Consider the following 12,004-nt stretch of genomic DNA (forward strand, 5'->3'; position numbering starts at 1 on the left):
GAAGCACTATTCGAAGGAATAGTGCTTCCTCTATGTAAGGAGTGTTTTCATGATAAACCGAACGTTAAAACAAGTAGAACAGATGATAAATGGTACTGGATTAGCAAAGCAGTATGAGGGAATTACTATAAAAGGAGTGTCTATTGATACGAGAAAAATTGAAAAGGGAAACTTATATGTTCCGATTCAAGGTGAACGTTTCGATGGACATGCTTTTGTAGATAAAGCTGTTGAAAGTGGGGCTGTTGCTACATTATGGATGAAAGGTGTAGCAAATCCGCCTGAGAATCTTCCTGTTATTTTTGTAGAGGATACGCTATCAGCGTTACAAATGTTAGCGAAAAACTATCGCGATCAACTGGATGTTAAAGTTGTTGGTGTAACAGGTAGTAACGGTAAAACGTCTACGAAGGATATTGTAACGAGTCTTCTTGCAACTAAATTTAAAGTTCAAAAAACAGAAGGTAATTTCAATAATCATATCGGTTTACCTCTTACTATTTTAAACCTAGAAGAAAATACAGAAGTTGCTGTATTAGAAATGGGTATGTCAAGCCGCGGGGAAATTGAATTCCTATCTAAGCTAGCTCGTCCTAATGCGGCTATTATCACGAATATTGGTGAGGCGCATTTAATGGATTTAGGCTCTCGTGAGGCGATTGCAGAAGCGAAATTAGAAATTGTGACAGGGTTACAAGAAGGTGGAGTGTTCGTATATAACGGAGATGAGCCATTATTAACGAATCGTGTTCCTGAAATGAATTTAGCAGCGGAAACAGTTACGTTTGGTGATGCAAGAGCAAATGATTATTATCCAACTACTGTAACATTACAGGCAACTGGAACGCATTTTAAAATGAATAGAGAAGAAAATATTTCATTTTATATACCAGTGTTAGGGAAACATAATGTGTATAATACACTTGCTTCAATGGCAATTGCGAAACATTTTGGTGTAACATGGGAAGAAATGAAAAAAGGTTTAGTAACGCTTCAAATGACAGGCATGCGTATGGAAATTGTAAAAACAAATAGTGGTTTAACAATTATCAATGATGCTTATAATGCAAGTCCAACGGCTATGGAAGCAGCGTTCCACCTAATGAATGGTTTAGATGGATTTGCTAAAAAAATTGTTGTACTTGGTGATATGCTAGAACTTGGTGATCAAGAAGTACAATTCCATTATGAGGTAGGTAAATTAATCGACCCGGCAAAAATTTCATATGTATTCACATATGGTAGATTAGGGGCTCAAATTGCTGAAGGAGCGAAAATTAACTTCCCTAATGAACGTGTAAAGGCGTATGATAATAAAGAAGAGCTAGTAAAAGAGTTACAAGCAGTAGTTGATGTGAAAGATGTTGTATTAATAAAGGCATCTCGCGGCATGAAATTAGAAGAAATAATTACGATGTTGAAATAATTGGTGTATATAAACAGGGATGATAGCTACGAAAATAGAGGAAACTTATAATAAGCGCTTACAGTAAATATAAAAAAATAAAAGTGAAGAAAAAAGCTCTGAATATGAAAATAAGGTAACAGTTGGGTTTGCTTTTTGCACATACAAAACTTATAATTGATAAAGTGTAATAACGTTTAGAAGTATTTTCGTGTAGAAATACGCCCGTTTATATACGTGAGCATTCAGGAAAAGGGCTTTTCCGCCAATTCGGAAAATGCCTTTTTTTAAATGATAAGTATAGGATAGAAAAGGAGAAGTAACATTGACAACATTTCGAGAATTAGGATTAAGTGAATCTTTATTGCAATCTGTTGAAAGTATGGGCTTTGAAGAGGCTACGCCGATTCAAGCTGAAACAATCCCACATGCATTGCAAGGTAAAGATATTATTGGGCAAGCGCAAACAGGTACAGGGAAAACAGCAGCATTTGGATTACCGCTATTAGATAAAGTAGATACTCGTAAAGAAGCAGTTCAAGGTATTGTTATCGCGCCAACGCGTGAATTAGCAATCCAAGTTGGAGAAGAGCTATACAAAATTGGTAAACATAAACGTGTTCGTATTTTACCAATTTACGGTGGTCAAGATATTAACCGCCAAATTCGTGCTCTAAAAAAACACCCACACATTATTGTTGGTACGCCGGGTCGTATTTTAGATCATATTAACCGTAAAACACTTCGTTTACAAAACGTTGAGACTGTTGTTCTTGATGAAGCGGATGAAATGTTAAACATGGGCTTCATTGAAGATATTGAAGCGATTTTAACAGATGTGCCAGAAACACATCAAACATTATTATTCTCAGCGACAATGCCAGATCCAATCCGTCGTATTGCTGAGCGCTTCATGACTGAGCCTCAACACATTAAAGTAAAAGCAAAAGAAGTAACAATGCCAAACATTCAGCAGTTCTATTTAGAAGTGCAAGAAAAGAAAAAGTTTGACGTGTTAACACGCTTACTAGATATTCAATCTCCAGAGCTTGCGATCGTATTCGGTCGTACAAAGCGTCGTGTTGATGAATTATCAGAAGCATTAAACTTACGTGGTTATGCAGCAGAAGGTATTCATGGTGATTTAACACAAGCGAAACGTATGTCTGTATTACGTAAATTTAAAGAAGGTGCTATTGAAGTTCTTGTTGCAACGGACGTTGCTGCGCGTGGTCTTGATATTTCAGGCGTAACACACGTATACAACTTCGATATCCCACAAGATCCAGAATCATACGTTCACCGTATCGGTCGTACTGGCCGTGCAGGTAAAAAAGGTATTGCAATGTTATTTGTAACACCACGTGAATCAGGACAATTAAAAAATATCGAGCGTACAACAAAACGTAAGGTTGACCGTATGGAAGCACCGACACTTGACGAGGCACTAGAAGGTCAACAACGTTTAATCGCTGAAAAACTTCAAAGCACAATTGAAAATGATAACTTATCATACTACAAGCGTATTGCAGAAGAAATGTTAGAAGAGAATGACTCTGTAACAGTAGTAGCTGCTGCTTTAAAAATGATGACAAAAGAGCCAGATACAACACCAATCGCTTTAACATCAGAACCACCAGTTGTTTCAAGAGGTGGCGGTTCTAAAAAACGCGGTGGTAACGGAGGCGGATACCGTGATGGTAACCGTAATCGTAGTCGTGATGGTCGTAGTGGCGATGGTCGTAACCGTGACCGTAACCGTGATGGACGCAGTGGCGATGGTCGTAACCGTGATCGCAATCGTGATGGTGGTAGCCGTGATGGTAACCGTGGTCGTAGAGGTGAAGGTCAAGGTCGCCCTGGATCTTCTTCAAATGGACGCGGCGAAAGAAAACATCATAGCCGTCCACAAGCTTAATAAAAAAGAGAATGCCCTTTGCTGGCATTCTCTTTTTTTATTTCTGTAATTGTGCATACTACATAATAACTCGTATAGAAAAGGGGTGCCATATGCTTGTAAGACTCGGGTACGTCGCGATGAGTGTACATTTGAAGAATGCATCTCCATCTCAAACGATGACATATGCACAGTTTCAGCGGATTGATGATCGAGAGGCTGCGATTCGTAAGCTCGAAAGAATTGCTAATTCGAATTTGGAAAATTGTTTACGGTTATTAAAGCATAATAAAGGGCATGATATATCTTTCTTTCGGCTTAGTTCCAAGCTTATTCCTTTAGCGAATCACGAGGAGTTATTAGAGTGGAACTATATTCGCCCCTTAAAAGAAAATTTAAAGGTGCTAGGTGAGTACGCAATTCGTATGAATATGCGAATTGATTTCCATCCGGATCACTTTGTTGTACTAAATTCACCTGAGGAGAGTATTTTCAAGCAATCTGTAAAGACATTGCAGATGCACAAAAAATTATTAAAGGGTATGGGAATTGAACATAAGCAACGATGTGTATTGCATGTTGGCGGAGGATATAAAGATAAAGAGCTCGCATTAGAGCGCTTTATAGAAAATTGGTCTAACGTTCCAAGAGGTATTCAAGAGATGATTATATTAGAAAATGATGATACGACTTTTTCTTTAGAAGAAACATTGTATTTAGGAGAGAAATTAGATATTCCAGTCGTGTTTGATTTGCATCATCATATGATGAATAATGACCAGGAAGATTGGCATGAAGATTGGGCACGTGTTGTTCATACGTGGGAAACATCTTTGTTACCAGTTAAAATGCATATCTCTAGTCCTAGAGATGAGAAAGACCCGAGGGCACACGCGGATTTTATTGATGTTGATACATTCTTATCTTTTTTAAGAAGGATAAAGGGAAGTGTTGGGCAAATTGATTGTATGATTGAGGCGAAGAAGAAGGATGAGTCTTTATTTCAACTCATGAGAGATTTAAGTCAACAAATAGATGTGGAAATTGTCGATGGTGCGAGCTTCTATATTAAATGAGCTCTGCACCATCGGATTTTTTTGTTAAAAGGGGAGCTAAAACGCCGCCGATTATTAAGCCTGTTAAATGGCTTATAGGATTAGCGGAAGGATTAAAGAAAGTAAATAAAAGTAATAGAAGTATCATGACTGAAAAAATAGCAATTTCTTTTGGGTTTGAAGAACGATATCGACTATACAATAAAAATAATTGTGCACCTAGTAATCCAAAAATGCCACCAGATGCTCCGGCATGAATATAGTCAAGAGGCATAATAATATAAGAAGAAATATTTCCGATAATGCCAGAAAGGAAAAAAATAATGATGAAAGAAAAATGTCCTAGTTGTTTTTCGATAGAAGAACCAAGAACAAATAAACAAATGCTATTGGAAAGAAAATGTTGTAAGTCTACGTGTACAAATAGGGAAGTTATGACACGCCACCATTCTCCTTTAGCGATATATTCATTGTAGGCTGCCATGTGAAAGAGGGAAAAATCGCTCAATATAATCATGACTAATTGTATAAGAAGTAAAGAGAGGATGACTGGTTGTAATAGCGTACGAGTAGATGGTATTAGCATGTTGTTAGTATCACTCCTTTTGCATCAGAAAGATTCTCTGTTATTCTTACAATATGAATGCAGAAAGCTAAATAGAAGAAGGGGATTTTGAAATGATTGTAGGGATTGGAATCGATATTATTGAATTGAATCGAATTGAAAAAATGCTAGATGGAAAGCTTAAATTTATGGAACGTATTTTAACTGAAAGTGAACGTAATGTTGCCAAGGAGCTGAAAGGAAGTCGTCTTACAGAATTTGTGGCAGGAAGATTTGCAGCAAAAGAAGCGTATTCTAAGGCGGTAGGGACTGGAATTGGGAAAGAAGTTAGTTTCTTAGATATAGAAGTAAGGAATGATGATAGAGGTAAGCCGATTCTTATTGCAAATACAGAGCATATTGTTCATCTATCAATTAGCCATAGTAAAGAATTTGCTGTTAGCCAAGTTGTTTTAGAAAGCTCGTCACGCTAGTCTGCATATTTTATATCTTTGTCTCATATATTTGAGGTAGCGATAAGGAAGGCATATCTTCCATTCATTTATAGGGGCAAAGGGGCTGAAGTGATGAAAAGGCGTCTGTTTTTAGTTCTTATCGGTTTATTGACCGTTTTTGTGTTGGCGGGCTGTATGGAAAAGAAACAGGAAGATGTTGTGAGAGATTTAGAGGCAAAAGTTAAAGGTATGAAGAGTTATCAAGCTGAAGCGAAATTATCTATTAAAACAGGAAATGAGCCGCAGGAGTACAGTGTAGAAATTTGGCATAAAGAACCTTCGTATTATCGTGTGAATTTAAAGAATGCGAAAAAGGATCAGAGTCAAATTATTTTAAGGAATGATGAAGGCGTATTTGTATTAACGCCTGCGCTTAATAAGAGCTTCCGTTTTCAAAGTGATTGGCCGCAAAATAGTAGCCAGGCTTACCTATATGAATCACTTGTGAGAGATATTTTGCAGGATAAGAAAAACCTGACTTTCGAGAAAACAGATAAGTATTATATTTTCAAAACAAAAACAAACTATCAACATCAAAATATGTTACCGAAACAAGAGATTACATTGAAGAAGAGTGATTTAACACCAGTTTCCGTGAAACTGATGGATAATGATCAAAATGTCCTTGTAAAAGTAGATTTCACTAAAGTAAAGTTTGATACAAAGTTTGATAAAGGTGCATTTGATACGAAACAAAATATGTCCAGAGCACAAGTAGATGTTCAGACAACAGCGAAAGAAGACAAACCGTTTGCTATTTTGTATCCACGTGACACGCCGCAAGGCATGACGTTGAAAGAGGAAGAAGAGTTGAAGACAGCCAGTGGCAAGCGTACGCTACTCACATATACTGGAGGTAAGAAATCTTTTACTTTAATACAAGAAAAGGCAAAAGTTGCAGAGGCTTCATCAGCGGTAAGTGTAAGTGGAGAGCCAGTTGACCTTGGCTTCACGATTGGTGCATTGACGAAAGATTCTGTAACATGGTCGCATAATGGAGTAGAATATATGCTCGTGTCTAAAGGTTTAGAGCCGAATGAGTTATTGATGGTTGCTCGATCGGTTACAGCGAAGCAGGTGAAGTAAACTTCTTAGACGTGGTGATATATGTGCACCACGTCTTTTCTTAGTTTGAAGGTGGATTTCATAAAAAGAAGCATATAAAAGAATAAGCTTCGCATATCGTGTATAAGGAAGTGTATTTATGGAAGAAGCACCGTTTTACCGTGACACTTGGGTGGAAGTGGATTTAGATGCGATCTATAACAATGTTACGCATATTAAAGAGTTCATTCCAAGTGATGTAGAAATTTTTGCTGTAGTTAAAGCGAATGCATATGGGCACGATTATGTACCAGTGGCTAAAACCGCATTAGAAGCAGGGGCAACAAGATTAGCAGTTGCTTTTTTAGATGAAGCTTTAGTGCTTCGGAGGGCTGGTATTACTGCACCGATTTTAGTGTTAGGTCCTTCCCCACCCCGTGATGTAAATGTTGCTGCTGAAAATGATGTAGCATTAACTGTTTTTCAAAAAGAATGGGTGGAAGACGCGATAAAGCTTTGGGATGGTTCATCAATAATGAAATTCCATATTAATTTTGATAGTGGTATGGGGAGAATTGGAATACGTGAACGTAAAGAATTAAAGGGGTTCTTAAAGAGTTTAGAAGGCGCGCCATTTTTAGAGTTAGAAGGAGTATATACACATTTTGCAACAGCCGATGAGGTTGAGACTTCTTACTTTGATAAGCAATATAATACATTCTTGCAGCAGTTAAGTTGGTTGAAAGAATCTGGAGTGAACCCTAAATTTGTCCATACAGCCAATAGTGCTGCAACGTTAAGGTTTCAAGGGATTACATTTAATGCAGTGCGAATTGGTATTGCGATGTATGGACTATCCCCATCTGTAGAAATACGTCCTTTTTTACCATTTAAATTGGAACCAGCGTTGTCGCTTCATACGAAAGTTGCTCATATTAAGCAAGTGATTAAAGGGGATGGGATTAGTTATAATGTCACATATCGAACAAGAACTGAAGAATGGATAGCGACAGTTGCGATTGGATATGCAGATGGTTGGCTTAGAAGATTGCAAGGATTTGAAGTGCTTGTAAATGGTGAAAGGGTACCGATTGTAGGGCGAGTAACAATGGATCAACTCATGATACATCTGCCTTGTGAAGTTCCACTTGGTACGAAAGTTACACTCATTGGAAGACAGGGAGATGAGTATATTAGTGCTACCGAGGTTGCTGAATATTCCGGGACTATAAATTATGAAATTATCGCGACGATAAGCTTCCGTGTACCGAGAATATTTATACGACATGGTAAAGTTGTAGAAGTAATCAATTATTTGAACAATATATAGAAGAAGGTATTATTACTCAGCATCTCGTCATTTGGAGGAGTTTCACTAATAAAGAATAGGCTCTTTGTTGCTGGGGAGCTTCTTTTTATAATTGTTATTAATATAAGTTACAATGAAATATTACTGAAGGATTGCTTTATTTCTTGTTTGGAAGAGATAAAAAGTAAAAGAAGATGAATGTTTTATTTATGAATTGGAAAACATAAGCAAGGAATAAGGAAGTCTTTGCAACAGGCTCCATACAATGGTATTATTACAATAGGTGTCATATATATATTTGGGTGTGTAGTTGACGGTGGAGGTGTATTTTTGTGTCCGAATCAAGTGTAACTACTGAAATCGTGGTTCGGTTACCAAAGCAAATGGTAACGGAATTGGACGGAATTGGAAAACAAGAGAATAAGAATCGCCATGAACTAATTTGCCAGGCAACACAACTGTTATTGCGTCAACATAAGACGAAGAAACGCTACCAACATGAATCAATGCGACGTGGGTACATTGAAATGGGAAAAATTAATCTTGGTATTGCATCGGAAGCTTTCTTAGCAGAGTATGAAGCAGCTCATACAGTAGAACGCTTAGTTAGCGGGGGGTAATATTTTGATTGTAAAACGCGGCGACGTGTATTTTGCAGACCTTTCCCCAGTTGTTGGTTCTGAGCAAGGAGGCGTTCGTCCGGTTCTTGTCATTCAAAATGACATCGGAAATCGTTTTAGTCCGACTGTGATTGTAGCGGCTATTACTGCACAGATTCAAAAAGCGAAATTACCCACTCATGTGGAAATTGATGCGAAAAAGTACGGTTTTGAGAGAGATTCTGTTATTTTACTTGAGCAGATTCGAACAATCGATAAGCAACGCTTAACGGACAAAATCACTCATTTGGATGAAGTGATGATGAGTCGTGTAGATGAAGCGTTACAAATTAGTTTAGGACTAATAGATTTTTAAATCGGCAGTTTAAGTTGCTCTCTTTACAGGGCAACTTTTTTTTATTATAGAGGAGGTTACGGTTGGATATGGAAATGGTAGATAATCGACAAGGGTTAATGAAAATGTTAGTGAAAGAATTAGGCTTTACAGAAAAGCAAGTTCGTCATGTTATTCAATTAACAGAAGAAGGTAACACAGTTCCATTTATCGCTCGTTACCGAAAAGAATGGACAGGATCTCTAGATGAGGTGCAAATTCGTGCAATCTTAGAAAGATGGCAATATATGATGCAACTAGAAGATAGGAAAGAAGAGGTTCTTCGTCTTATTGGTGAAAAGGGGAAACTAACCGAAGAATTGCGTCGTCATATTGTTGCTGCAACAAAACTTCAGGAAGTAGAAGATTTATATCGTCCTTATAAAGAAAAAAGAAGAACGAAAGCTACAATAGCTAAAGAAAAGGGATTAGAACCGTTAGCTGAGTGGCTATTGTTATATAAAAAAGAAAATCCAGCAGAGAAGGCTATGGAATTTGTTGATGGAGAAAAAGAAGTGGAATCTGCAGAGGATGCGTTGCAAGGTGCGCAAGATATTATTGCGGAACTTGTTTCGGATAATGCGTCATATCGTAGTTGGATTCGGAATACTACTTTCCGAAAAGGGATTATGTCTTCATCTGTAAAAGATAAAGAAAAAGATGAAAAGAATATATATGAAATGTATTATGACTATGAAGAACCGTTGCAAAAAATAGTGCCGCATCGAGTGTTAGCGATGAATCGTGGTGAAAAGGAAGATGTATTAAGAGTTTCTGTTGTTACACCGACTGAGGAAATTAATCAGTTTTTACATAAAAAAATGATTCGTGATGAAGCTTCTAAAAGTGCACACTATGTACAATTAGCGATTGAAGATGGATATAAACGATTAATTCAACCTTCAATAGAAAGAGAAATTCGTAAAGAATTAACAGAAACCGCTGAAGAACAAGCGATTCATATTTTCTCTGAGAATTTACGTAATTTATTATTACAGCCTCCAATGAAAGGGAAAGTTGTGCTAGCGGTAGATCCGGCATATAGAACAGGTTGTAAATTATCAGTAGTAGATGATACAGGGAAAGTTCTTAATATAGATGTTATTTATCCGCATCCACCTGTTCGTAAATATGAGGATGCAAAAAAGAAAGTTCTTTCAATTATAGATAAATATCAAGTTGAAATGATAGCAATTGGAAATGGTACAGCTTCTAGAGAAACGGAAGAATTTATAGTAGATGTACTACAAAATGTAAAACGGGATGTATTTTATATTATTGTAAATGAAGCGGGTGCTAGTGTATATTCAGCATCTGATTTAGCTCGTGAGGAGTTCCCGGATTTACAGGTTGAAGAAAGAAGTGCCGTTTCTATTGGGAGGCGTCTACAAGATCCGCTTGCTGAGCTAGTGAAAATTGACCCTAAATCTGTAGGGGTAGGACAATATCAACATGATGTATCACAAAAAAGATTAAATGAATCGTTAACATTTGTGGTAGAGACAGCTGTTAACCAAGTTGGCGTTAATGTAAATACAGCTTCAGTTGCGTTGTTACAATATGTTTCAGGATTATCAAAAACAGTTGCAAAAAATATTGTAGCTAAGCGTGAGGAAGATGGGAAATTTACGAAGCGTACTGAATTAAAGAAAATTCCTCGTTTAGGTGCGAAAACATATGAACAATGTATTGGATTTTTACGTATATTAGAAGGGGCGAATCCGTTAGATCGCACAGGGATTCATCCAGAACAATATAAAAATGTTGAATTGCTATTAAAAAGTCTAGGGTTATCAAAGAATGATGTAGGTAAACCGAACTTGCAGAAGAGTTTAGAGGGAGTAGATGTTTCTAAATTATCTCAAGAGACGGAGATTGGCGAGCCGACTTTGGTTGATATTATCGATGCTTTAATTAGTCCAGAACGAGATATGAGGGATGAGTTGCCAAAACCACTTCTGAAAAAAGGGATTTTGAAATTAGAAGATTTAAAGCGTGGTATGGAGTTAGAGGGAACGGTTCGTAATGTTGTTGATTTCGGTGCCTTTGTTGATATAGGTGTAAAGCAAGATGGCTTAGTACATATTTCTAAACTCAGCAAACAGTTTGTAAAGCATCCGTTAGATGTTGTATCCGTAGGGCAAATTGTAAAAGTATGGGTAGATGATATTGATACGAAAAAGGGTCGTGTTGCATTATCGATGTTACCAATTGAATAGTAAGTAAAGAGAGCAGATGAAACTGCTCTCTTTTTATGGATAGGAAAGTTTCGTTGATTATGAGCTTTGATGTATTTTACTATAATAAAACCAGCATTCATTTAGTAATTTGATTTGATACCGGTTTTTTTCGAAGTATGCACGTTGCATTTGTTTCTTTAGCCACGTAGGCATAGGAATCCCTCCTTGTTTAATCCTGCTCTCAAACATCTCTTCTTAATTAGTTAAAGAAATATTGATGAGAGGTTGGTGAGTGGATTTCTATCAATGCTTTATTTTTAGAAATCACGCTTCTTGAATGAGGATGGGTATATGTACTATTTAATATATGTATAGGAAGGGAGAAAAGTGTAAAAATATTTTTTTGTTTAGGAGGAATGAGGAATGGATGAGCAAGAAATTCAGGGGTTAGTGGAAGAGGTATCGTTACAATACTTTGGGATGCCGTTTTTACATAAAGCGATGTTTAATAGTAGGTTACGTACAACTGGTGGGCGTTATCTATTGAATACTCATAATATAGAACTGAATTATCGATATTACGAAATGTATGGCAAAGAAGATTTAGTCGGGATTGTTAAACATGAACTTTGTCATTATCACCTACATATCACAGGAAAAGGGTATAAGCACCGAGATAGAGATTTTCGTGAGTTATTAAAGAAGGTAGGGGCACCCCGTTTTTGTAAACGAATGATTAATGAAGAGAAGAAGGAAACAAAAGTTTATACGTATGAATGTACGAGATGCTCACTTCAATATGTAAGAAGGCGTCAAATAAATACACAAAGATATGTATGTGGAAAGTGTAGAGGGCAACTAAAACTGGTAGTGAAAACATCTTGACAGTGAAAACGCAATCCAGTATATTATAAACATGTCACGTTTGCACAAGATGTTGTGAAAAAATCTCTTGACTTACGGTGATAATTTTTATAAGATACAAATTGTCTTCATTATTCCGCAGTAGCTCAGTGGTAGAGCTATCGGCTGTTAACCGATCGGTCGTAGGTTCGAGTCCTA

12 protein-coding genes are annotated in these 12,004 nt (G+C 37.0%); 10 read left to right on the forward strand and 2 right to left on the reverse strand.

All coding sequences use genetic code 11. The features are described from left to right. Positions 1-49: 49 nt before the first annotated feature. From murF to uvsE, 3 genes are all read left to right on the forward strand, one after another. Positions 50-1,426: a UDP-N-acetylmuramoyl-tripeptide--D-alanyl-D-alanine ligase gene (murF, locus tag BAU23_RS24790; RefSeq protein WP_000610679.1), complete on the forward strand. Its 1,377-nt coding sequence runs from the start codon at positions 50-52 to the stop codon at positions 1,424-1,426. Between the two features lie 304 nt (positions 1,427-1,730). Then, on the forward strand, positions 1,731-3,323 hold the full coding sequence (gene cshA, locus BAU23_RS24795; protein WP_000206606.1) for a degradosome RNA helicase CshA: 1,593 nt from the start codon (positions 1,731-1,733) through the stop codon (positions 3,321-3,323). A gap of 92 nt (positions 3,324-3,415) precedes the next feature. Then, on the forward strand, positions 3,416-4,378 hold the full coding sequence (gene uvsE / locus BAU23_RS24800; RefSeq protein WP_000961172.1) for a UV DNA damage repair endonuclease UvsE: 963 nt from the start codon (positions 3,416-3,418) through the stop codon (positions 4,376-4,378). Here the strand turns inward: uvsE and BAU23_RS24805 are convergent. After that, a complete protein-coding gene (locus tag BAU23_RS24805; RefSeq protein ID WP_000907062.1) occupies positions 4,371-4,943 on the reverse strand; it encodes a rhomboid family intramembrane serine protease in 573 nt (190 codons plus the stop codon). The two genes, uvsE and BAU23_RS24805, sit on opposite strands and share 8 nt — an antisense overlap. A 92-nt stretch (positions 4,944-5,035) precedes the next feature. Between BAU23_RS24805 and acpS the strand changes: the two genes are divergently transcribed. The 6 genes from acpS to BAU23_RS24835 all read left to right on the forward strand — a co-directional run bounded on the left by acpS (position 5,036) and on the right by BAU23_RS24835 (position 10,981). Beyond that, positions 5,036-5,395, forward strand: a complete 360-nt coding sequence (gene acpS, locus BAU23_RS24810; RefSeq protein ID WP_000635042.1) for a holo-ACP synthase — start codon at positions 5,036-5,038, stop codon at positions 5,393-5,395. Positions 5,396-5,551: 156 nt separating this feature from the next. Beyond that, a complete protein-coding gene (locus tag BAU23_RS24815) occupies positions 5,552-6,502 on the forward strand; it encodes a LolA family protein (protein ID WP_002074203.1) in 951 nt (316 codons plus the stop codon). A 118-nt stretch (positions 6,503-6,620) separates the two neighbouring features. Further along, positions 6,621-7,790, forward strand: a complete 1,170-nt coding sequence (gene alr, locus BAU23_RS24820) for an alanine racemase (protein WP_000390592.1) — start codon at positions 6,621-6,623, stop codon at positions 7,788-7,790. Between the two features lie 311 nt (positions 7,791-8,101). Continuing rightward, positions 8,102-8,389: an antitoxin EndoAI gene (locus BAU23_RS24825; protein WP_000004570.1), complete on the forward strand. Its 288-nt coding sequence runs from the start codon at positions 8,102-8,104 to the stop codon at positions 8,387-8,389. A gap of 4 nt (positions 8,390-8,393) precedes the next feature. Then, positions 8,394-8,744, forward strand: a complete 351-nt coding sequence (gene ndoA / locus BAU23_RS24830; RefSeq protein WP_000635965.1) for a type II toxin-antitoxin system endoribonuclease NdoA — start codon at positions 8,394-8,396, stop codon at positions 8,742-8,744. A 68-nt stretch (positions 8,745-8,812) separates the two neighbouring features. Continuing rightward, the gene (locus tag BAU23_RS24835) at positions 8,813-10,981 is read left to right on the forward strand and encodes a Tex family protein (protein ID WP_002074201.1); all 2,169 of its coding nucleotides are present in this window, start codon (positions 8,813-8,815) and stop codon (positions 10,979-10,981) included. 57 nt (positions 10,982-11,038) lie between these two features. Here BAU23_RS24835 and cmpA read toward each other — a convergent pair whose 3' ends face one another. After that, positions 11,039-11,155 carry a cortex morphogenetic protein CmpA gene (gene cmpA / locus BAU23_RS29490; protein ID WP_001143642.1) on the reverse strand — a complete coding sequence of 39 codons (117 nt, stop codon included), beginning with the start codon at positions 11,153-11,155 and terminating at the stop codon, positions 11,039-11,041. Between the two features lie 210 nt (positions 11,156-11,365). Between cmpA and BAU23_RS24840 the strand changes: the two genes are divergently transcribed. Next, positions 11,366-11,827 (forward strand): SprT family protein, encoded by a 462-nt coding sequence (locus BAU23_RS24840; protein ID WP_000344230.1) that lies wholly within the window; start codon positions 11,366-11,368, stop codon positions 11,825-11,827. Positions 11,828-12,004 lie beyond the last annotated feature (177 nt).

Source organism: Bacillus nitratireducens, assembly GCF_001884135.1.
Lineage (GTDB): Bacteria > Bacillota > Bacilli > Bacillales > Bacillaceae_G > Bacillus_A > Bacillus_A nitratireducens.

Coding starts and splice junctions, on each gene's coding strand:
- murF (WP_000610679.1), top strand. CDS start 50: ATGATAAACCGAACGTTAAAACAAGTAGAACAGATGATAAATGGTACT.
- uvsE (WP_000961172.1), top strand. CDS start 3,416: ATGCTTGTAAGACTCGGGTACGTCGCGATGAGTGTACATTTGAAGAAT.
- BAU23_RS24805 (WP_000907062.1), bottom strand. CDS start 4,943: ATGCTAATACCATCTACTCGTACGCTATTACAACCAGTCATCCTCTCT.
- acpS (WP_000635042.1), top strand. CDS start 5,036: ATGATTGTAGGGATTGGAATCGATATTATTGAATTGAATCGAATTGAA.
- BAU23_RS24815 (WP_002074203.1), top strand. CDS start 5,552: ATGGAAAAGAAACAGGAAGATGTTGTGAGAGATTTAGAGGCAAAAGTT.
- alr (WP_000390592.1), top strand. CDS start 6,621: ATGGAAGAAGCACCGTTTTACCGTGACACTTGGGTGGAAGTGGATTTA.
- BAU23_RS24835 (WP_002074201.1), top strand. CDS start 8,813: ATGGAAATGGTAGATAATCGACAAGGGTTAATGAAAATGTTAGTGAAA.
- cmpA (WP_001143642.1), bottom strand. CDS start 11,155: ATGCCTACGTGGCTAAAGAAACAAATGCAACGTGCATACTTCGAAAAA.
- BAU23_RS24840 (WP_000344230.1), top strand. CDS start 11,366: ATGGATGAGCAAGAAATTCAGGGGTTAGTGGAAGAGGTATCGTTACAA.